This window comes from Algoriphagus sp. UBA3586, assembly GCF_002376385.1.
GTDB lineage: Bacteria > Bacteroidota > Bacteroidia > Cytophagales > Cyclobacteriaceae > Algoriphagus > Algoriphagus ornithinivorans.
This window is the reverse complement of sequence record NZ_DFMT01000032.1, coordinates 13,593-34,795: the sequence shown is the minus strand read 5'-3', so window position 1 is coordinate 34,795 and position 21,203 is coordinate 13,593. Positions and strand designations below refer to the sequence as shown.

Below are 21,203 nucleotides of genomic sequence, written 5' to 3'. Positions count from 1 at the left end.
ATAATTGGTTTAGTTCTAAAATTGAATGTCTATACAACTAACTAGTCTTAATGAAAGTTCACGATTCAAAAAATTGATTATCTTAAAAGCCTGATCACCCCAACAATGAACCCTACCTTACTGATAATTACCGGTGCTGCAAGTGGTATCGGTTTGGAGCTGGCGAGTTATTTTGCCAAGCTTTCCACTAATCTGATTTTGATTGATACCGATGAAAAAACTTTGAAAGAGTCTTTTCAGGAAAATGAACAAATCAGTTTGATCGCAGCAGATATCACTCAAGAAGACACTTGGAACAAAGCTATTGATCTTGCGAAAGGACGATTCACTCCCATATCTCACCTTATTAATTGTGCAGGTGTAATCCAGCCTGGATTTTTGCTGAATTATAAAATCAGCGACATTGGCTATCACTTAGATATCAATACAAAAGGTAGCATCTTAGGCACTACTCTGATTGCGAGGGAAATGAAAAATCAGGAGTTTGGGCATATTATCAATATTTCCTCTCTGGCAGGAATAGCACCTGTTGCAGGGCTTTCATTATATACAGCTTCCAAATTTGCGATTCGAGGTTTTTCACTTGCTGTGGCGGCAGAATTGGAAGAGTATGGTGTCGAAGTTTCAGTTGTCTGTCCTGATTTAGTCCGAACCCCCATGCTGGAAACGCAACTAAATTATCCGAAAGAATCAGTTTTGAGCTTCAGCGGTCCGGAAAAAGTACTGACTCCTGTTGATGTTCGCGAGGCTATCGTCCAATTAATAAAAAAGCCAAAACGGATGATTTGTATTCCGGAACGAAGAGGATTGCTGGCCAAAATAGCCGGAACTTGGCCGGGATTGGGTGAATTTTTTCGGGCTGGTCTGGAGAGAAAAGGTGAAAAGGCCTTGTCTAGACTAAAATAATGTATTGAAGGTAAATTTTTTAACAGATTTTAATACGATTCTTATCGTACTTTTTTTGATAATACGACACTTTTCGTAAACTTTGTACGAAGACAATCGTATAGACTCACATGAATAAACCAACAGAAGCAGAATTGGAGATCTTATCTATCCTTTGGAAGATGGGAGAAGCAAGTGTACGACAGGTACATGAAAAGTTGGCGGAGACCAAAGATACTGGGTATACTACCACTTTAAAGATTATGCAGATCATGCATGCGAAAGGAATGCTTTCTCGAAATGAGCAAAGTAGAACTCATATCTATAGTCCTTTGACCAATCAAAAAGAAACGCAAAAATCACTTTTGAAAAATTTGATGAGCACCGCTTTTGGGGGCTCGAGCAAATCCTTGGTGATTCAGGCATTGGGAGAAGAAAACCCTTCCCAAGAAGAATTGAATGAGATCCGAAACTTTTTAGACCAACTTGAAAATAAAAAATCATGAATCTATTGAATGATTGGATTCCGGAAAATCTCCTGCAGGCCTTGGGCTGGACCTTGGTCCATTCCATCTGGCAGCTGATATTAATTAGCGCTTTTCTATGGATAGCCTTGAAGCTATTTTCCAAGAAATCCCCGGAATTCAAATACAAATTTGCAGTGGCTGCCTTAGGCATGAGTTTGATAGTTACATTCGCTACACTTTGGTACGAGTTTTCCGTTCTCCCAGCAATTGGAAGTAAGCTAACTACCAGCTCAGAACTGATCTTTTTTCAACTATCAGGAGGAATTGCAGAGTCTAATCTTTCTTGGATCGAGTCGTCTATTTTATGGATAGAGTCCCAAATTCCCTTATTCGTCAACTTTTGGTTTTTTGGTTCTATACTCTTCTTGATGAGACTTTTTACCAGTCTTTCGGAGATTAGGAGATTAAGAAAAACTAGTATTAACACTGAGGATTATACCCTGCTTGCTGCTGTTGAAAAAGTGAGAAAAAGATTGGGGATCAATAGAAATGTGAGTTTAAGGATCACCCAAAATAGCCTTTCTCCGTTGACCTTTGGGATTTTCAAGCCTATGATTCTGATACCTGCTGGATTAATATTTCATCTTAGTCCAAGCCAGTTGGAGGCAATTATTGCACACGAACTGGCCCATATCAAAAGGTATGATTACCTCACCAACTTGATGCAGTCTATGATGGAGGTATTCTTTTTTTACCATCCATGTTTCTGGTGGATGAATCAGACTGTTAAAGAACTGAGAGAAAATGCAGCCGATGATTTGGCAGTGTCGACGGGGGTGGAGCCCAAGGAACTCGCTTATAGTTTGGCCGAAGTATTAAATTTTAAACAACAAAACGCACCGGAATTGGCTATGACAGCCAGTAAAAGAAGGAATCCAACCCTTCATAGAATTAAAAGAATGATGGGATTTCCAGCCCAGATTTATCCACAAAACCCTATTATTTCACTACCCATGCTACTAACCCTATTATTAAGTGCGGGACTGATGGCAAGTGCCCAGCAGGATTCTCCGCTAAACACAGAAAGAGAAGAACCAAATGTGTATCTAGAAAACCCGGATTTGGGTGATTTCATCCCAAAAAGTGAGCTTAAGCCTACTTGGACAAAGGCAGATACCAGTAAAAAGGAGGAAACCAAAAAAGTAATAAAAGTCGAAGGTGAAGAGCCTATGATTTGGGAGTCAGAAGGTAATACTTTTATTCTGAAAGGCCAGGGATCTAATAGTTTCCGGTATCAAATTAAAGGGGATACTTTGATTTCAAATGGGGACACTATTATTATGAAAGGGAAGACATCCATGATATTCAAAAATGGACCTTCCTTAAGTCCAGCTCCTAAGCTTGACATGATGGTAGCCCCTGAATTCTCAGAAAACTTTATGGTAATGGCTGTTCCTGAATTTCCTAAAGAGATGATGCCTCCTATGGTATTCGACATGGAAATCATGGAGAGCATGCCGCCTATGCCCAACATGCCTTTGAAAGGGTTTAATATGCCTCCGATGCCTCCAATGCACTTGTCTGATACCTCAGAAATGTCCGGAGAAGAGAGAGAAAAGTGGGTAAAAGAATGGGAAGCAAAGGCTGAGCTTTGGGCTAAAAAAGCAGAGGAATCAATGAAGGAGTTTGAACCTAAGCTCAAAGAATGGCAAAAGAAAATGGAGGAATGGCAAAAGTCTCAGGAGCCAAGAATGAAGGAGTTTGAGCAACAAATGAAAGCTTGGGAAAAAGAAAATGAACCGAGGGTAAAAGCTTGGGAGGAAAAAATGAAAGCTTGGGAAAAGGAACAAGAGCCAAAGCTCAAGGAGTTTGAAGCCAAGATGAAAGAATGGGAGAAATCTCAACAACCCAAAATCGAGGAGTTTCAAAGAAAAATGGAAGAATGGCAGAAAGAAAATGCCAAGAAAATGGAGGAGTTTAGAAAGGCTATCGAAGCTGAATTCAAAAAAACTAAGGAAGATTCCAAAAAATAAAATTGTGTGTTGATAATCTAAAAAGGCCCGGTTGACTGACCGGGTTTTTTTGTGGAGTCTATTTTTTTTGCCTAAAGGAAAAATATATTTTTTCTTAAAGGAGTCTTTAAAAATCTGATTGGCATGAATTTTTATGGGAAAATGCCCCACTTTTTTTACTAAAACTGACAAGATCTTGGGTGTTGATTACTTATTCTGTTCAAAAATGTTCGATTTTGGCTCATTTTGAGGGTTTTTTGAACATCATGAAATCATCCTTAAAGCGCTGAATACCAGTAAAAAAATCTGATAAATTTTTTGATAAATATTGGCTTGGATCAAACTTTTGGCTACTTTTAAGTTAAAGTGGGAAAAAGTGGGAGAAAGTGGTAGAATGTGAAAAGCATTTTATTACTTTTGTCTTTACTACAAACTCGTCTTAAAGCGCTAAGAAGAAATGTTCAACAGTCAATATGAATGTAAGCTGGATCCGAAAGGTCGTCTGGTCTTGCCCTCCAAGATTAAAGGGGCGATTCCGGAGGCTAACGGTACTACGCTCATGCTTCGCATGGCTGAAGACAAATGTCTTGCACTTTATCCAATGGTCGAGTTCAAAAAATTGGAGAACCAGATCAAAGCATTATCCATCAACAATCCTGAGCAGCGTAAGCTTCAAAGGACATTTTTCATCACAAGTGTGGAAGTGGAACTGGATAGTGCCGGTAGACTTTTGATCCCCAAGCTTTACCAAACCTATGCTGGATTAGAGAAAGATGTGGTAGTCGTAGGGATGGGTAGCAGGATTGAAATCTGGAATCCACAAAATTATCTGAATAATATCATCGAAGATCCGGCGGACTTGTCCAGCCTGATGGAAAAGTATCTCTCCTGAAGCTATGACTGAGTCTGTGTACCATATTCCAGTGATGCTCGCCCAATGCACTGAAGGCTTGGCTATTGACCCCAACGGCATCTATGTAGATGTGACTTTTGGAGGCGGTGGTCATTCCAGAGAAATTCTCAAGCAATTGGACAAAGGTCATTTGTATGGTTTCGATCAAGATCAGGATGCTGAAGCGAATATTCCGGCTGACCCTAAGTTTACTTTCGTTCAGGCCAACTTCAGAGATATCAAAAAATACCTTCGCCTATATGGGGTGAAGAAAGTAGATGGAATCCTCGCTGACCTCGGAATCTCTTCTCATCAAATCGATGAACCTAGTCGTGGTTTTTCTACCCGATTCAAAGGTGACTTGGATATGAGGATGAATCAGTCAGCGCCACTGTCTGCCAAAGAAGTGCTGAATACTTATGAAGAAAGTAAGCTGCATAAGATTTTCGGAATCTACGGAGAGGTGAAAAATGCAAAAACGCTTGCTCAGGCAGTAGTAGCTGAAAGAGCACAGCAAGCATTTGAAACGACGGAAGGCTTCACGGCTTTTCTCAAAAAATATGCGCCTCGAGGAAAGGAATTCAAATATTTCGCTCAGGTATTTCAGGCTTTGAGAATTGAAGTGAATGATGAGATGGGGGCCTTGGAAGAGATGCTGATGAGCGCGGTTGAGCTATTGAAGCCGGAGGGTCGATTGGTGGTGATGAGTTACCACAGCCTGGAGGATAGGTTAGTTAAAAACCTGATCCAAAAGGGAAAATTTCAGGGTGAGTTGGAAAAGGACTTTTATGGAAATCCCATGAGGCCTTTGGAGCCTGTGAGTAGAGGAGCAGTAGTAGCTGATGAAAAGGAAATAGCAGCTAATCCAAGAGCTAGAAGTGCGAAGCTCAGGGTAGCTAAAAAGACAGGAAAATGAGTCAGAACACCTTTAGAAAGAAGTTGAAGTCTGGAAATAAGCCGAAGTCATCCGGCTCAGGAAAGACTATTTTCTCCTGGATAGAGGAAAAGCTGGATGTGACAAAAATTCTTGGAGAGGGAGTTCCGGTACAGCTGGTTCCTCCTGTAGGATTTATTGTGATGCTGGCACTTATATATATATGGAGTAATCACCGGGCTGAAAATATGGTCCGAAAAATAGAAAAAGCACAGCAGGAAGTAGAGGATCTGAGAGCAGATGTCACAACGCTTGAGGCGGAATACATGCTCAGTTCCATGCAATCAGAGCTGGCTAAAAAAGTAGAGTCTCAAGGTATAATTGAATTAGAACAACCTCCTATCAAAATAGAAGTCAAGAAGTGAATATCAAGCGATCCATAGTGCTAAGAGTGAGGGTGGTTTTCATCCTGATTGCGCTTGCGACAGCAGCGATACCGCTTCGTATTGCCAAAATTCAGTTTGAGGAAGGAGATAAATGGAGAGAAAAGGCAGAGACTATCAATTTTCAATACAGAGAAGTACCGGCAACAAGAGGTAATATCTACGCCGGCGATGGCAGTCTTTTGGCTACTAGCCTTCCTTTTTATAGAGTTGCTATGGATCCGACAATTGCCAAGTCAGACCGCTATAATGCGGGAATCGATTCTTTGGCCAAAATGCTTTCAGCTTTTTATAAAGACAGATCTGCAACTGCATATAAGCGCATGATCACGGATGCCCGTAGGGACAATAAAAGATATCTGGTCTTGAATCGAAAGCAGATAGGGTATCAGGATATGCAAAAAATGTCCAACTGGCCGATTTTCCGTGATGGGCGATTAGGCGGCGGCGTTTTGTTTGAAAAAGTAGAAAAGCGATACAGACCATTCAATGAGTTGGCCAGCAGAACTGTCGGCTTTTTGAATGAAAATGAATACGGGGCTGGAATCGAATATAGCTTCAATGAGTATTTGAAAGGCCAGGACGGAAAAGCATTGTTTCAGCGGTTAGCTGGTGGCAGTTGGAAGCCTGTTTTTGACGCAGAAGATATCAAGCCTGAAGATGGATATGATGTGATTACCACTTTGGATGTCAATATTCAGGATGTGGCCGAAACTGCTTTGCTAAAGCAACTTATAGAAAGGGAAGCAGCTTTTGGATCCGTGATTGTCATGGAAGTGAAAACCGGGCAAATCAAAGCAATTGCCAATCTTCAAAGAAACAAAAACGGCAAGGGCTACGGAGAAAACTACAACTTCGCCATAGGAGATCAAGGCAATACCGAGCCGGGATCTACTTTCAAGCTACTTTCCATGCTGGCACTTTTGGAAGAAAATAAAGTGAGCTTGAATCAATCTATAGAGACTGGAAATGGTGCTCATAGATTTTATGACCGAACCATGCGAGATGCAAAAAATGGAGGATTTGGCACTATCACTATTCGTGAGGCTTTTGAGAAATCTTCTAATGTGGCTATCTCCAAATTAGTGGATATGCACTTTGGATCCAGTCCTTCCAAATTTTTATCCTATGTGGAAAAGGTTGGAATCAATCAGCCTTTTGGTTTCCAGTTGGCTGGGGAAGGCAAGCCTTTTTTTAAAAAGCCTGGCAGCAAACAGTGGTACGGAACTTCTCTTCCTTGGATTTCTATCGGATATGAGATAAAGCTTAACCCTCTTCATACGCTTGCTTTATATAATGCGGTGGCGAATGGTGGCGAAATGGTCAAGCCTTATATCGTGCAGGCAGTGATCAAAGGAAATAGAATTGAAAAAGAATATCAGCCGGAAGTGCTTCGGAAAAGAATTGCATCTGAAAAAACCATCAAGCAACTGCAAGAGCTTTTGCAGGGAGTAGTGGAAAACGGAACAGCTAAGAATATTTCCAATGCCGATTACAAAATAGCAGGTAAGACGGGTACCGCTCAGAAATTAATCAACGGTCGCTATACCCAGAAATACTACACCAGCTTTGCAGGATATTTCCCGGCAGAAAAGCCAAAGTACTCCATGATTGTAGTAATCGATAGCCCAAATGGATTTGCAGCTTACGGGGGAGATGTTTCAGCACCGGTTTTTAAAGAAATAGCAGACAGGATTTATGCTTTGGATATAGAGTTGAATCCAACGGGACCTTCTCAAATATTACGTGCCGAAGCCTCCACTTCCACTTTGCCATTTGTAAAAGCAGGAAAAGCAGAGGAAGTGCATCAGATCTTGGAGCAATTGGGAGTAAAAGCCAATGCTGTTCAGGCTGATGATTGGGTAAAAGTAGTCGCTCAGGATAATAGAGTAGGCTGGAAAATTAATGATACCGAAAAGGCAATGGTCCCTGATGTTTCAGGTCTGTCCTTGAGGGATGCCCTTTTCATTTTGGAAAACAAGGGCTTGAAAGTGAATTACAGCGGAAAAGGCTTGGTACAAGAGCAATCTCTAGAACCAGGAACCAAGCTTCTACCGAATACAACCATAAATCTGGTGTTGGGATGAAGAAAGTGCTAAAAGACATATTATATAAAGTATCATTGATCGCCACTACCGGAGATATGGAAGTGAAGGTTAAGGATATTGTCTTTGATAGTAGAAAAGTAAGTTCAGGTTCGGCCTTTGTAGCTATTGCCGGAACTCAAGTAGATGGACATGAGTACATCAATGCTGCTCTTGAAAAAGGGGTAAAGGTCATTGTTTGTGAAAATCTTCCGGAAAATCTTTCAGAGGGAATTACCTGGGTTCAAGTTCAGAATTCTGCGAAAGCTCTGGGGATCATGGCCTCTAATTTTTATGACAATCCTTCTCACCAGATTAAGGTAGTTGCGATTACCGGAACTAATGGGAAAACCACCACGGCAACCCTTTTGCATCAGCTATTTATTTCAATGGGATATAGCACTGGCTTATTATCCACTGTTGAAAATAAGATCAACGAGGACGTTATTCCTGCTACACATACCACACCGGATGCGGTTAGTGTGCAGGCTTTGCTTCGCAAAATGGCTAATGCCGGTTGTACCCATTGCTTTATGGAAGCCAGCTCTCATGCTATTGTTCAGGAAAGAATTGCAGGGCTGAAGCTAATTGGTGCAGTATTTACCAATATCAGCCACGATCATTTGGATTACCATAAAACCTTTGACGAATACATCAAAGCCAAGAAAAAGCTTTTCGATGATTTGCCAAAGGATGCTTTTGCACTTGTCAACAGCGACGATAAAAGAGGTATGGTGATGCTTCAAAACTGCAAAGCAACGCATCAAACTTTTGCTTTGAAGTCTGATGCTGATTTCAAGGCAAAAATCATTTCCAACACGCTGGAAGGCCTGGAATTAGACATCAATGGGAAACAGGTTTGGTTCCGATTGATTGGGGCTTTCAATGCTTATAACCTTTTGGGTGTACTTGGAACAGCTGTATTACTAGGAGAGGATGAGGATGAAGTGATGACTTCATTGTCCGCCATTAAGGGAGCCAAAGGCAGGTTTGATCAGATTTCCATAGCGGGAATTACAGCGATTGTAGACTATGCGCATACTCCGGATGCTTTGGAAAATGTACTCAAAACCATCAATGGAGTGAGAGGCGGAGGTGAGCAGTTGATCACTGTGGTAGGCTGTGGAGGCAACCGTGACACAACCAAAAGACCTGTGATGGCAAAAATTGCTGTTCAGGAGAGTGATAAAGTGATTTTGACTTCGGATAATCCCCGATTTGAAGAGCCAGAGGCGATTCTGAAAGATATGCAAGCGGGAATTGGTCCCACTGATCTACGAAAAACTTTGACCATCACAGACAGAAGAGAAGCTATCCGGACGGCTTGTATGCTATCCAAGTCAGGCGATATTATTCTGATTGCTGGGAAAGGACATGAGGATTACCAGGAAATTCAAGGTGTGAAGCACCATTTTGATGATAAAGAGGTGGTAAGTGAAATCTTAAATGAACTGAAACAAAACTAAGATGCTATATCCCATTTTTGATTATTTAGATAAGGTTTTGGACATTCCTGGAGCAGGGGTGTTTCGCTATATCTCCTTCCGTGCTGGGATGGCGGCAGTTCTTTCATTGATTATTACCATCACCTTTGGGCATAAAATCATTGCCTGGATTAGAAATAAGCAGATCGGCGAAACCGTCAGGGATTTAGGTCTTGAGGGACAAACTCAAAAGAAAGGGACTCCAACAATGGGAGGGCTGATGATGATAGCAGCGATTTTAATCCCAACTCTATTATTTGGTGACTTAGACAATATTTACATCCTCCTTCTTCTTATCACAACTGTGTGGCTGGGAGGAATTGGCTTTTTGGATGATTACATCAAAGTATTTAGGAAAAACAAAGAAGGACTAGCCGGAAGATTTAAAATCATAGGTCAGATAGGGATAGGAATCATCGTTGGAGCTACGCTTTACTTCCATGAAGATGTGGTAATCAGGGAGTTTCAAAATCCTGTTTCTATTGAAGAAGGAATTGTAGAGACCCCTGCTTATCAGGATATTAAAATTGCAAAAACAACCATTCCGTTTGTCAAGAACAATGAATTAAACTATGAATCAATCTTAGGATTCTTGGGTGAGTCCATGACTCCGGTTTTATACATTTTAGTAGTGATATTCATTATCACTGCTGTGTCCAATGGCGCTAATATTACCGATGGAATAGATGGTCTGGCAGCAGGGACTTCGGCCATAATTGGTTTAACGATTGCAATTTTTGCCTATTTAAGTGGTAATGCGATTTTTTCCCAATACCTGAATATCATGTACATCCCTAACTCAGGGGAGTTGGTGATTTTCGCCTCAGCTTTTATAGGAGCTTGTGTTGGTTTCCTTTGGTACAATGCTTATCCAGCTCAGGTTTTTATGGGGGATACGGGTTCGCTGATGCTGGGTGGAGTGATTGCAGTTTTGGCATTGACACTCAGAAAGGAACTTCTGATTCCTATTATGTGCGGGATTTTTCTAGTGGAGAATCTGAGCGTAATGATTCAAGTCAGCTATTTCAAATACACAAAGAGAAAATATGGAGAAGGAAGACGCATTTTCTTAATGTCTCCTTTACATCATCATTATCAAAAGAAAAGTATTCCAGAAGCCAAAATTGTAACCCGTTTTTGGATTGTGGGAATCTTGTTGGCAGTCATCACTTTGGCAACTTTAAAATTAAGATAAGTTAATGAAACGCGTAGCCATCATAGGAGCAGGAGAAAGCGGTTTGGGAGCAGCGATGCTAGCCAAGCTGGTAGGCTATGCTGTTTTTGTAAGTGATGCAGGGCCTATTTCTGCGGAAAGAAAAGCTACACTAGAATCCCACGAGATAGAATTTGAGGAAAACACACATAGTGAAGAGAGAATTCTTCATTGTGATTTACTGATAAAAAGCCCGGGTATTTCTGAGAAAACGCCATTGATTCAAAAGGCTACTTCCGAAGGAATTGCAGTGATTGATGAATTGGAATTTGCGCATCATTTCACTCAAGGAAAAGTAATTGCCATCACTGGAACCAATGGGAAAACCACTACAACCTTGCTCACTTATCACTTGATGAGGTCTGCTGGATTGGATGTTGGTCTTGCGGGAAATGTTGGTAAAAGTTGGGCTGGACAATTGGTAGAAAGAGATCATGAATGGTGGGTACTGGAATGCAGTAGCTTTCAGATCGATGGAATGCTTAGCATCCGGCCTAAAGTAGCCATGTTGACCAATATCACTCCTGATCATTTGGACAGGTACGATTATGATGTGAATAAATACATCGCTTCTAAAATGCGGCTTTTCAAAAATATGAAAACGGAGGATTTTGCTGTTTTCTATCAAGAAGATAAGCTAAGTAAGCAAGGAGTAGCTTCCAAAAAAATCAAGGCTTTGCACATTCCAGTTTCTCTCGAGAGCGAGCCTGAAATGGGAGCTTTCTTGGCCAAAGAAAACTTGGAGCTTAAAGTGAAAGGCCGCTCATACACTATTCCCACAGAGATTCTTCCAATTAAAGGAAAGCATAATATTCTCAATGCACTTTTTGCATGCACTGCTGCCACCATAGCTGGAGTAAGTCAGGAGGATTTAATCAAAGGTTTGAAGACATTTCAGAATGCTCCTCATAGAATGGAGCCTGTTGGAAAGATTGAAGGAGTGCAGTTTATCAATGACAGCAAAGGGACCAATGTGGAAGCCACATATTATGCTTTAGGAAGCTTTCAAAATCCTTTGATCTGGATTGCTGGGGGAGTGGATAAAGGGAATGATTATTCAGTACTGCTTCCATTAGTGGAAGGAAAAGTAAAGACTTTGATCTGCTTGGGTAAGGACAATGAAAAGTTGAAAAAGGCTTTTCAAAATACTATTCCAAGTATTCGGGAGACTGAGGATATCAAAGAAGCTGTGAGCTGGGGTTTGGAATTAGGCGAAAGCGGGGATATAGTTCTCCTTTCTCCTGCCTGTGCCAGTTTTGACTTATTCAAAAATTACGAGGATCGCGGTAATCAATTCAGACAGGCGGTTCAGAAATTAAATGAAAAAGAAAGCGCATGAGTCAGTTTAAGACATGGATAGATGAGCATTTCAGAGGTGACCCAATAATCTGGGGCATCGTGATATTGCTTTCTCTTTTCAGTATCCTGGTAGTGTACTCTGCTACTGGTTCTCTTGCCTATAAATATGCTGGAGGCAATACTGAATTGTATCTTATCAGACACTCAACGCTTGTTTTTGTATCACTTTTAGTGATGTGGTTAGCCCATAAGGTTCCTTATAAGAACTATGCCTTGTATGCTCGTTTGGCCATGTATTTATCCATGCCATTATTGCTAATCACTTATTTATTTGGATCTAATATCAATGAAGCCAATAGATGGTTGACCATTCCGGTGATTAATCAGGCATTCCAACCTTCTGATTTGGCAAAATTGGCTCTGATTGCTGCTTTGGCGGCTATGCTTGCCAAGCGTCAGAATAACATCAAAGATTTCAAAAGCACCTTCCTTCCTATCATTATTGCTATAGGCCTAATCTGTTTGCTGATAGCCTTGGCTAATATGTCTACTGCAATTTTGCTTTTGGCAACCTGTCTGTTGATCATGTTTATCGGAAGAGTTCCAGTGAAGTACCTGCTCATAGTGATAATGGTGGGGATTTTGGGCTTGACTTCAGCAGTATTTCTAGGTCAAAGAGGTGATACTTTCGTGGCTAGGATTGAGGCTTTCATGGATGAAAGTGAAGTGCCTTTCCAAGCTGAGCAATCCTATATCGCTATTGCAACTGGCGGAGTAACAGGTAAAGGGCCAGGAAATTCTGAGCAGAGAAATTCTCTTCCACACCCATATTCAGATTTTATCTACGCCATCATTATCGAGGAATACGGATTGGTAGGAGGCGTTTCTGTATTGTTCCTCTATCTCGCTTTACTCTATCGAGGCATGAGAATCGTCTCGAACTCCAATAAGGCCTTTGGAGGTCTGCTATCTGCTGGTTTGAGCTTTGCTTTGGTGATTCAGGCTTTAGTCAATATGGCGGTCGCTGTAGGCTTGGGGCCGATTACGGGTTTACCCCTTCCTTTATTGAGCATGGGGGGTACTTCATTGGTATTTACAGGGATTTCCTTGGGTATTATTCTCAGCGTATCGAGAGGGGATCATCAGGATGAAATTCAGACAGGTTCTGCGATGAACCGACCAAAACTTAAAACTGCCTTATCATAGAAACTACAAAAACATATCGCATACTCATTAGTGGAGGAGGAACCGGAGGACATATCTATCCGGCCATCGCTATTGCTAATGCCTGGGTGGAAAGACATCCGGACAGTGAGGTGCTTTTTGTGGGTGCATTAGGTAAAATGGAAATGCAGAAAATTCCTGAAGCAGGCTATAGGATTGTAGGGCTTCCGGTGGCTGGACTTCAGAGAAGCTTGAGCTTATCCAATTTGAAGTTCCCTTTCAAATTACTGAAAAGCCTATCCAAAGCTTTTGGAATTGTCAAAGAATTTAAGCCACAAGTAGTGGTAGGTGTAGGAGGATATGCCAGCGGACCTGTGTTGTATGCAGCCCAAAGCAAAAAAATTCCAACTCTGGTTCAAGAGCAGAATTCATACGCTGGCCTTACCAATAAAATATTGGCGAAAAGAGCACAAAAAATCTGCGTGGCTTATCCTGATATGGGACAGTTTTTTCCGGAAGAAAAAATTGTCTATTCCGGCAATCCTGTTCGAAAGGATATTTTAAATCTAGCAGGCAAAAGGGAAAAAGCCTTGGCTCATTTTGGTTTGAAATCAGACTTGAAAACTGTCCTGGTACTAGGTGGGTCTCTTGGAGCGAGAACTTTAAATCTGGGAATGCTGGAGGACATGAAAGCCTTTGACCAAGATGGATATCAGGTCCTGTGGCAATCCGGCAAATTCTATTTCAAGGATATGTTGGCAGCAACAGAGAAGGCTCAACTGAAAAATATCCATTTGAGAGAATTCATTAGAGAAATGGACTTGGCCTATGCCGCTGCAGATCTAATCATCTCGAGAGCTGGAGCCTTGTCGGTATCCGAACTTTCATTGGTTGGAAAACCTGTGATTTTCATCCCTTCTCCTAATGTGGCTGAAGATCACCAAACGAAAAATGCCATGGCCTTTGTCATTAATAATGCAGCGGTGATGCTGAAAGACAGGGAGGCAGTCGGTCAATTGAAAAAGAAAACAGATGAAGTCTTAGGGAATCCTGAGATGGTCAAATCCTTAGGAGAAAATATAAAAAAGTTAGCCAAGCCCTTCGCAGCTGAAACTATTGTCAATGAAATGGAACAACTGATCGCATGAGTTTCAAGGGAAAAAATAGCGTCTACTTCCTCGGAATTGGCGGCATAGGCATGAGTGCCTTGGCCCGCTGGTTTCAGCATGAAGGCTATTTTGTAGCGGGTTATGATAAAACCCCCTCTCCTTTGACTGAGGAATTGGTCAAAGAGGGGATTGCTATATCCTTTGTGGACTCTGACCAGCATATTCCTGAAAATATATTAGCTGATAAATCCAAGGTTTTGGTGATCTGGACTCCGGCGATTCCTAAGAACTCTTCCTTATTGGAGTTTTTTACCTCTCAGGGTTATGAGATGAAAAAGAGATCCGAGGTATTGGGAGTATTGACTTCATCCCATAGAAGTATCGCAGTAGCCGGTACTCATGGTAAGACCACAACTTCCTCTTTGATTGCTCATATGTTGAAAACAGCAGGAAAACCAGTGGCAGCATTCTTAGGAGGGATTACTCAGAATTATCAAAGCAATCTGATTCTGAATGATCAAAAGGGTGAGCCAATCATGGTAGTTGAGGCCGATGAGTTTGATAGGTCATTTTTGAGATTGCACCCTAATGAGGCGGTAATTACCAGTGCTGATCCAGATCACTTGGATATTTACGGTGATGAGGCCACCATCCTGGATGGATTCCGACAGTTTGTAGGATTGCTGGATAAGAAAGGGAAGCTATACATACAAATCAATGCGGCTTATAGGTTGGGAGAAGACTCACTTCCTTTAGAAAAAACCAGATTTTATGGGCTGAGATCAGAAGGAATCCGAGCAGAAAATATCAAAGCAATGCCAGGCTCATTTGTCTTTGATTATGTCGACGGTGACAAAGAAATAAAAGGGCTGGAATTATTTATTCCTGGCTTTCATAATGTGGAAAATGCGTTGGCAGCCATTGCCGTATGTCTGGATCATCAGGTTACTGAAGAGCAGGTTCGAAAAGGAATCAGCTCATTCAAAGGCGTGAAGAGAAGATTTGAAATACATGTCAATGAAGGAGGCTTGGTATTTATAGATGATTATGCGCACCATCCGGAGGAAATCAGAGCTTGTTTGAGCTCGGTGATTGCCATGTTCCCGGGAAAAAAGGTGACCGTGGTTTTTCAACCTCATCTATACACAAGAACCCGAGATTTTGCTCCTGGATTTTCAGAAAGCCTATCACTCGCAGACGAAGTGATTTTACTGGATATCTATCCTGCCAGAGAGTTGCCAATTGAAGGAGTTAATTCTGAAATGCTTTTAGAAGGTATTCAGTCCCAGAAAAAGCAAGTTTTAGCGAAGACTGATTTGACAGCATATTTGAGATCAACCAATCCTGAAGTGCTGGTAACATTAGGTGCTGGAGATATAGATCGTTTAGTGCCTGAAATTGCGAATTGGACCCGTTCACGCTTAAATAGTTCTGAATCATGAAAAATACAGGACTGAGGAAATCATTGGTATTTATTCTACTCAGCTTAGTGCTGGTAGGATTCATAGGTTTTGTGGAAAAGCAAAGTCTATACAAGACCTTCCAAGGAAGTGAAGTCAAAATAGGGGGAGTCAGTGGATTGTATTTCGTGGAAGAATCTGAAATACGACAAATTATCAGTGAGTCTTTTCCGGAGCTGAAGGTGGGCATGATGATAGAAGAGGTTCCATTGAAGGAAATTGAAAAAAGGATAGAAGGACATCCATTTGTGAAATCTGTGCAAGCTACGATTGGACAAAAGGGAATTTTAAATCTGGAAATTCAGCAACATCAGCCCATTGCAAGAATAGCAAGACCTACGGCAGCAGATGGCTACATCACGGTGGAAGGCCTGATTATTCCAACTTCTCCAACTTACACCAGTAGAGTGTTGATTTTGGAGGGCAAGCATGCTGAAAAATTGATGAATAAAGGAGATGTCAATTCTGAAATGCCTGAGTTGATGGATCTAATCTGGTATATAGCGGCAGACAAATTCTGGTCCGCACAAATCACTGAGTTGGAAGTCAATTCTCCAACAGATATCAGAATGTATCAACAAGTAGGAAGTCAGATCATTGAATTTGGAGATGCTTTCAATCTTCAGGATAAGTTTGACAGAATTAAGATTTTCTACAAAGAAATATTACCCAGAAAAGGCTGGGATACCTATAGCAGGGTGAGTGTAAAATTTAAGGATCAAATTGTTTGTGAATAATAGCTTGGATATGGAAAACGAAAAACTAATCGTCGGACTCGACATAGGTACAACGAAAATTTGTGCCATTGTGGGTCGCAAGAATGAATATGGAAAACTCGAAGTCCTAGGCATGGGCAAGGCTGTGTCAGATGGGGTAGATCGGGGTGTCGTCACCAATATTGACAAGACTGTTCATGCGATCCAAAAAGCTGTAGAAGAAGCTTCTGAAATGGCTGATGTTGAAATCGGCGAGGTAATCGTGGGAATTGCCGGACAACATATTCAGAGCAAAATTCAAAGTGGAAGCATCATGCGTCCGCCTACAGAGGATGAAATTACCATAGAAGATGTGCGCAGGCTTTCTTCAGAAATGGAGAATATTCTGGTTCCTCCGGGAAATAGAATTATTCACGTCATGCCTCAGGATTATACGGTAGATTATGAAGGTGGAATAAAGGATCCGGTGGGTATGTCCGGAACAAGACTGGAAGCAGATTTTCACATCATCACTGCCCAGACTACAGCTATCAATAATATCAACCGATGTGTAAGGAGAGCGGATTTAACTTCCAAGCAGTTAATTCTTGAGCCATTGGCGAGCTCACTTTCAGTCTTGAGTGATGAAGAGAAAGAGGCTGGTGTTTGCTTAGTGGACATCGGTGGTGGAACTACAGATATTGCCATTTTCTACGAAAATATTATCCGTCATACAGCGGTGATTCCTTTAGGTGGAAACATTATTACTAAGGATATCAAAGAGGGCTGTATGGTGATGCACAATCAGGCAGAACTATTAAAAACACGATTTGGAAAAGCGATCGCAGAAGAGGCGAATCCAAATGAAATTGTGTCTATCCCAGGCTTGAGAAATAGACCTCCAAAAGAAATTTCTATCCGTAATCTGGCCTCTATTATTCAGGCTCGAATGGAAGAGATCATCGAGATCGTCCAAAATGAAATTATGCAGAGCGGCCATTATAAGAAATTGGCTGGAGGAATTGTGATCACTGGTGGTGGTTCTCAATTGCAGTTTATCTCTCAGCTTTTCGAATACATGACTGGATTGGATACCAGAATTGGATATCCAAATGAGCACTTGGGCAAGTCAGTAATTGAAGAAGTGAAGAGTCCTATGTTTGCCACTTCAGTAGGACTTGTATTAGCAGGTTTTAAGGCTTTGGATGATCGTGAGGAGAATTATAACAAGCGCTTGGCTAATGCGGGTGTTCAGCCTAAAGCAATTAAAAAAGACTTTAATCCAAAAGATATTTTCCGAAACATCGGGGATAAGCTCAAGAGCATTATTCACGATGATATAGGAGACGACGGTAATTACTAGGGCTTATGATTGGGGGGAGATAAGCGGTCCTGCTGCTTATTTCCCTATTTCCTAACCCTATCAAATTGAAAATAACTAATTCACCAATTAAATAATATGTCAGATAACATGAAAGATTACAGATTTGATCTTCCAAAGAATCAAAAGTCAATTATCAAGGTAATTGGCGTGGGTGGTGGTGGCTCCAATGCCGTAAACCACATGTACAGTCAGGGAATTAAGGATGTAGAGTTTGTGGTAGTCAATACCGATGCGCAGGCTCTAAAGTCAAGTCCTGTTCCTTTAAGATTGCAATTAGGTGCAAACCTAACTGAAGGCCTTGGTGCAGGAGCGAATCCTGAGCAAGGAAAAAATGCAGCGATTGAGTCTCAGGACGAAATCCGTGAGCTATTGGCAGACAATACCAAAATGGTATTTATTACCGCAGGTATGGGAGGTGGAACCGGAACAGGAGCAGCTCCTATCATTGCCAAAATCGCAAAAGAACTGAACATCCTTACAGTAGGTATCGTGACTGCTCCTTTCATGTTTGAAGGGAAAAAGAAAATGACGGTAGCTCAGGAAGGGATTGAGTCCTTGCGTGAAACTTGCGATACTGTCCTGGTAATTTTGAATGACAAGCTTCGTGAGATTTACGGAAACTTGGCAATCAGAACCGCATTCGGTAAAGCAGATGACATCCTGACAACAGCAGCAAAATCTATCGCTGAAATCATTACGATTCATCAAGATGTAAACGTGGATTTTGAAGATGTTAAGACTGTAATGAAAGATGCCGGAGCAGCCGTGATGGGATCTTCAACTGAGGAAGGTGAAGGCAGAGCTATCAGAGCAGCTGGTGCGGCTATTTCTTCTCCACTATTGAATAATGTAGATATCAAAGGAGCTCAGAAAATCCTTTTGTCAATTATGTCAGGGGAAGAAGAAGAGCTTTCTATGGACGAATTGAGTGAGATCACTGAATACATCCAAGAAAAAGCAGGAGATAATGCTGAAGTGATTTTTGGTCAGGGTATTGATCAGGAATTGGGTAAGGCGATCAGGGTTACTGTCATCGCAACTGGTTTCGAAATGGATAAACTGAAAGGTGCCAGAAGAACTCCGGAGAAAAGTGTGGCTCCTACCCCAGCTCCGATCCCAGCTCCTATTGTCGAAAAGCCTACTGCTGAAGTTGAGGAATCAGAAGAAGTAAAGACGGTGATCAACTTGGATTCCGGAAAATCTGAAAAGGTGAAAGAGGAGCCGATCAGTAATGGAAGCACCTTCGTTTTTACTACTCCAAAGGCACCGATAGCTCCAAAAGAGCCAACACCTATGCCTGAAAAGGAAAAGCAGGAGTCAACCTTTACATTTGATTTTACAAAGAGAGAGGAAAGTAAGCCTACTGAATCCAAGCCATCTCAGCCTGAAAAGATCGTTCATGATCTTTATGAAGAAGAGCCTGAAGAGGAGAAAAAGGAGCAGGAGTTACCTTCTAATCAAGAGCCTTCCAAGCCGGTTTATGCAAATGATTACTATGAGCAAATGAAGCAAAAAGCTATTCAAAGAGCGCATGAGCGATTTGAGAAGCTAAAAGGAAACCGTTCGTTTAACCCGACTCCTGAAGAATTGAAAGAAAAAATGGAGGTTCCTGCTTATTTGAGAAAAAATGTGACATTGAATGAGCCTGAGCATAGTTCAGAGAATACTATCAGCAAATTCAATGTCAACGATGATAACGAAATCCTGGGAAACAACAGGTTTCTGCATGATAATGTGGACTAAGTCCTAAAAATCAAGCAGCATCTCTGCCTGGGATTGCAGCAGTTCTACATACAGCCTGTTGGTGAGCAGGTTATCTGACATATTTTGCTCAATTTTAGCGAGCTTCGGCTTGAGAGCAAGAACATGCATTCCTAGGTAATGGAATATATCGGTGAGGTGGCTCAATGCGATGCCACCTCCCCCGATTCCAGAAGAAAGGCCGACTAGTGCGGCTTTTTTATTTCTAAAGGTATTGGGATAGGTCATCCCGTCAATGAATGATTTTAAAATCCCTGGAAATGACCCATTGTATTCAGGGACGATGAAGACAAACTTTTTCCCATCTGCTACCCTTTGATGGAATGAATTATATTCCTCATTTTTTCCATTATTCTCATAAAGAGCTGTCTCGATAAAATCCGAAGGCAAATCTTCCAATTCCAGAATTTCAGATTCAACTCCTTTTTGACTCAATAGGCCTTGATAGTATAGGGCGATTTGTTTGGAAACAGAGTTTTTGCGGTTTGTTCCGACTATGATCTTAATCATTTTTTTCAAATTATGCTGAAAGCTATACAAGCTAAAGGGGGTAAAAGTTCGTAGCTAGGGCAATATTAATATCTTTGCGATAAACCTAAACTTCTATGACTTATCCATCTCAAATTGCAGAAGCGAGCAACTTTTTGAAAAATCTTTATCCTGAGCCTATAGAGAATATGATTATTCTCGGCACTGGATTGGGTAAACTGGGTGACCAGATCGATCCTGACTTGGAAGTCGATTATGCGGATATTCCTCATTTCCCGGTTTCCACCGTTGAAAGTCATTCAGGCAAACTTATTTTTGGAATTCTCGGCGGCAAAAAAGTCGTGGCCATGAAGGGAAGATTCCATTACTATGAAGGGTACTCTATGAAGCAGGTGACATTTCCTGTAAGAGTTTTGAAGACGCTGGGTGTAAAAAGACTTTTCGTTTCCAATGCTTCCGGAGGGCTAAATCCCAATCAAGAGGTAGGAGAAGTCATGATAATCAGCGATCACATAGATCTATTTCCTGAAAACCCTTTAAGAGGTCACAATCCGGATGAGTTTGGGCCAAGATTTCCGGACATGAGTGATGCTTACTCAAAAAGACTGATTGAAAAGGCAGAAAAGATCGGAAAAGATTTAGGCTTCAAATTACACAAAGGAGTGTATGCAGGCGTATCAGGCCCAAATTTGGAAACTCCTGCAGAATATAAATATTTGAGGATTATTGGAGCTGATGCAGTAGGCATGAGTACAGTTCCGGAGGTTTTGGTGGCCAGACAATCAGGAATTGAGGTTTTTGGAATTTCCGCCATAACTGATCTAGGTGTAGAAGGGAAAATAAAGAAAATTACCCTTCAGGAAGTCTTGGAGGCAGCTGCCAAAGCTGAACCTATCATGGCGAGAGTTATGAAGGAATTGATTCAGGCTCTTTAATCAATCCTGTGGCAACTGATCTATAAATTCAGTCAATTCTTCCAAATAAGGCCTGATCACTTCAGGCCAGGTAGTTTCATCTGCATCTATTTGCCAATATAGAGTCCCTTCACGATTGTCAAAAGCCAAATAAATACCACCTTGGTCCGCGCAATCCGGGCATCCAATTACAGAGAAGGGATTTTCCAACAATGATTGGGGAAAGCTATCTCTTAGTGATTTTGCCTTCGCTACGTACTGATTACTTAAAGGTGTAGGCTTATAAGTAATGGTGGCGGCTTCCCTAAATGAGTTTAAGTTGTCTACGTACAACTTATCATTTTCCAGCTTGTAAATCTGAATACAGTTGCCCGTACAAAAGGCTGACCATCTCCCAAATACAAAAGCATCCTGAAGCGGTTCTTCTGATTCTTTACAGGCACCGAACACAAGAATTGTCAGCAAAAGAAGCATTAGCTTTTTCATGATTCGAATTTTATGGTCTTCTAATGTGTAAATTTAATAGTAATAGCTAAAGCATTTTAATGCCTTTATCATCCTTTAAATACGCTTT

The 21,203-nt window shown here is 41.3% G+C and carries 19 protein-coding genes; 17 read left to right on the top strand and 2 right to left on the bottom strand.

The window, feature by feature from the left end; genetic code table 11:
• The first annotated feature begins 105 nt into the window (after positions 1–105).
• From B2906_RS11840 to ftsZ, 16 genes are all read left to right on the top strand, one after another.
• Entirely contained in the window at positions 106–906 is an 801-nt protein-coding gene (locus B2906_RS11840) for an SDR family NAD(P)-dependent oxidoreductase (protein ID WP_219957709.1), read from the top strand.
• Between the two features lie 110 nt (positions 907–1,016).
• Complete coding sequence (locus B2906_RS11835) at positions 1,017–1,391, top strand: BlaI/MecI/CopY family transcriptional regulator (RefSeq protein ID WP_091651166.1); 375 nt, start codon at positions 1,017–1,019, stop codon at positions 1,389–1,391.
• On the top strand, positions 1,388–3,385 hold the full coding sequence (locus B2906_RS11830) for a M56 family metallopeptidase (protein ID WP_219957710.1): 1,998 nt from the start codon (positions 1,388–1,390) through the stop codon (positions 3,383–3,385). The genes B2906_RS11835 and B2906_RS11830 overlap by 4 nt, the downstream gene beginning before the upstream one ends.
• Before the next feature lie 436 nt (positions 3,386–3,821).
• Positions 3,822–4,256, top strand: coding sequence for a division/cell wall cluster transcriptional repressor MraZ (gene mraZ, locus B2906_RS11825; protein WP_286939798.1), 435 nt, complete (start codon positions 3,822–3,824; stop codon positions 4,254–4,256).
• A 4-nt stretch (positions 4,257–4,260) separates the two neighbouring features.
• A complete protein-coding gene (rsmH, locus tag B2906_RS11820) occupies positions 4,261–5,172 on the top strand; it encodes a 16S rRNA (cytosine(1402)-N(4))-methyltransferase RsmH (protein WP_286939796.1) in 912 nt (303 codons plus the stop codon).
• Complete coding sequence (locus tag B2906_RS11815; protein WP_091651155.1) at positions 5,169–5,555, top strand: FtsL-like putative cell division protein; 387 nt, start codon at positions 5,169–5,171, stop codon at positions 5,553–5,555. The genes rsmH and B2906_RS11815 overlap by 4 nt, the downstream gene beginning before the upstream one ends.
• Positions 5,552–7,660 (top strand): penicillin-binding protein, encoded by a 2,109-nt coding sequence (locus B2906_RS11810; RefSeq protein WP_219957713.1) that lies wholly within the window; start codon positions 5,552–5,554, stop codon positions 7,658–7,660. The genes B2906_RS11815 and B2906_RS11810 overlap by 4 nt, the downstream gene beginning before the upstream one ends.
• Positions 7,657–9,123, top strand: coding sequence for a UDP-N-acetylmuramoyl-L-alanyl-D-glutamate--2,6-diaminopimelate ligase (locus tag B2906_RS11805; protein ID WP_219957714.1), 1,467 nt, complete (start codon positions 7,657–7,659; stop codon positions 9,121–9,123). The genes B2906_RS11810 and B2906_RS11805 overlap by 4 nt, the downstream gene beginning before the upstream one ends.
• Position 9,124: 1 nt before the next feature.
• Positions 9,125–10,336, top strand: coding sequence for a phospho-N-acetylmuramoyl-pentapeptide-transferase (mraY, locus tag B2906_RS11800; protein ID WP_091651148.1), 1,212 nt, complete (start codon positions 9,125–9,127; stop codon positions 10,334–10,336).
• A gap of 4 nt (positions 10,337–10,340) precedes the next feature.
• Positions 10,341–11,693, top strand: coding sequence for a UDP-N-acetylmuramoyl-L-alanine--D-glutamate ligase (gene murD, locus B2906_RS11795; protein ID WP_219957715.1), 1,353 nt, complete (start codon positions 10,341–10,343; stop codon positions 11,691–11,693).
• Complete coding sequence (locus B2906_RS11790; RefSeq protein ID WP_091651145.1) at positions 11,690–12,859, top strand: FtsW/RodA/SpoVE family cell cycle protein; 1,170 nt, start codon at positions 11,690–11,692, stop codon at positions 12,857–12,859. The genes murD and B2906_RS11790 overlap by 4 nt, the downstream gene beginning before the upstream one ends.
• Positions 12,856–13,965 (top strand): undecaprenyldiphospho-muramoylpentapeptide beta-N-acetylglucosaminyltransferase, encoded by a 1,110-nt coding sequence (gene murG / locus B2906_RS11785; RefSeq protein ID WP_370627676.1) that lies wholly within the window; start codon positions 12,856–12,858, stop codon positions 13,963–13,965. The genes B2906_RS11790 and murG overlap by 4 nt, the downstream gene beginning before the upstream one ends.
• Entirely contained in the window at positions 13,962–15,368 is a 1,407-nt protein-coding gene (gene murC / locus B2906_RS11780) for a UDP-N-acetylmuramate--L-alanine ligase (protein WP_219957716.1), read from the top strand. Before murG ends, murC begins: the two co-directional genes overlap by 4 nt.
• Positions 15,365–16,123, top strand: a complete 759-nt coding sequence (locus B2906_RS11775; RefSeq protein WP_219957717.1) for a cell division protein FtsQ/DivIB — start codon at positions 15,365–15,367, stop codon at positions 16,121–16,123. Before murC ends, B2906_RS11775 begins: the two co-directional genes overlap by 4 nt.
• Before the next feature lie 10 nt (positions 16,124–16,133).
• Complete coding sequence (ftsA, locus tag B2906_RS11770; RefSeq protein WP_091651994.1) at positions 16,134–17,444, top strand: cell division protein FtsA; 1,311 nt, start codon at positions 16,134–16,136, stop codon at positions 17,442–17,444.
• A 108-nt stretch (positions 17,445–17,552) separates the two neighbouring features.
• A complete protein-coding gene (gene ftsZ, locus B2906_RS11765; RefSeq protein ID WP_219959499.1) occupies positions 17,553–19,208 on the top strand; it encodes a cell division protein FtsZ in 1,656 nt (551 codons plus the stop codon).
• Between the two features lie 3 nt (positions 19,209–19,211).
• Here ftsZ and B2906_RS11760 read toward each other — a convergent pair whose 3' ends face one another.
• Positions 19,212–19,736 carry an NADPH-dependent FMN reductase gene (locus B2906_RS11760; protein WP_091651988.1) on the bottom strand — a complete coding sequence of 175 codons (525 nt, stop codon included), beginning with the start codon at positions 19,734–19,736 and terminating at the stop codon, positions 19,212–19,214.
• Positions 19,737–19,831: 95 nt separating this feature from the next.
• On the opposite strand from B2906_RS11760, the gene B2906_RS11755 reads away from it, so the two are divergent.
• A complete protein-coding gene (locus B2906_RS11755; RefSeq protein ID WP_219957718.1) occupies positions 19,832–20,650 on the top strand; it encodes a purine-nucleoside phosphorylase in 819 nt (272 codons plus the stop codon).
• Here the strand turns inward: B2906_RS11755 and B2906_RS11750 are convergent, their stop codons facing one another.
• On the bottom strand, positions 20,651–21,115 hold the full coding sequence (locus B2906_RS11750; protein WP_091651130.1) for a hypothetical protein: 465 nt from the start codon (positions 21,113–21,115) through the stop codon (positions 20,651–20,653).
• Between the last annotated feature and the right edge of the window lie 88 nt (positions 21,116–21,203).

Coding starts and splice junctions, on each gene's coding strand:
- ftsA (WP_091651994.1), top strand. CDS start 16,134: ATGGAAAACGAAAAACTAATCGTCGGACTCGACATAGGTACAACGAAA.
- ftsZ (WP_219959499.1), top strand. CDS start 17,553: ATGAAAGATTACAGATTTGATCTTCCAAAGAATCAAAAGTCAATTATC.
- B2906_RS11790 (WP_091651145.1), top strand. CDS start 11,690: ATGAGTCAGTTTAAGACATGGATAGATGAGCATTTCAGAGGTGACCCA.
- B2906_RS11750 (WP_091651130.1), bottom strand. CDS start 21,115: ATGAAAAAGCTAATGCTTCTTTTGCTGACAATTCTTGTGTTCGGTGCC.
- B2906_RS11775 (WP_219957717.1), top strand. CDS start 15,365: ATGAAAAATACAGGACTGAGGAAATCATTGGTATTTATTCTACTCAGC.
- mraZ (WP_286939798.1), top strand. CDS start 3,822: ATGTTCAACAGTCAATATGAATGTAAGCTGGATCCGAAAGGTCGTCTG.
- B2906_RS11830 (WP_219957710.1), top strand. CDS start 1,388: ATGAATCTATTGAATGATTGGATTCCGGAAAATCTCCTGCAGGCCTTG.
- B2906_RS11760 (WP_091651988.1), bottom strand. CDS start 19,736: ATGATTAAGATCATAGTCGGAACAAACCGCAAAAACTCTGTTTCCAAA.
- murC (WP_219957716.1), top strand. CDS start 13,962: ATGAGTTTCAAGGGAAAAAATAGCGTCTACTTCCTCGGAATTGGCGGC.
- B2906_RS11815 (WP_091651155.1), top strand. CDS start 5,169: ATGAGTCAGAACACCTTTAGAAAGAAGTTGAAGTCTGGAAATAAGCCG.
- B2906_RS11805 (WP_219957714.1), top strand. CDS start 7,657: ATGAAGAAAGTGCTAAAAGACATATTATATAAAGTATCATTGATCGCC.
- B2906_RS11840 (WP_219957709.1), top strand. CDS start 106: ATGAACCCTACCTTACTGATAATTACCGGTGCTGCAAGTGGTATCGGT.
- B2906_RS11755 (WP_219957718.1), top strand. CDS start 19,832: ATGACTTATCCATCTCAAATTGCAGAAGCGAGCAACTTTTTGAAAAAT.
- rsmH (WP_286939796.1), top strand. CDS start 4,261: ATGACTGAGTCTGTGTACCATATTCCAGTGATGCTCGCCCAATGCACT.
- mraY (WP_091651148.1), top strand. CDS start 9,125: ATGCTATATCCCATTTTTGATTATTTAGATAAGGTTTTGGACATTCCT.
- murD (WP_219957715.1), top strand. CDS start 10,341: ATGAAACGCGTAGCCATCATAGGAGCAGGAGAAAGCGGTTTGGGAGCA.
- B2906_RS11835 (WP_091651166.1), top strand. CDS start 1,017: ATGAATAAACCAACAGAAGCAGAATTGGAGATCTTATCTATCCTTTGG.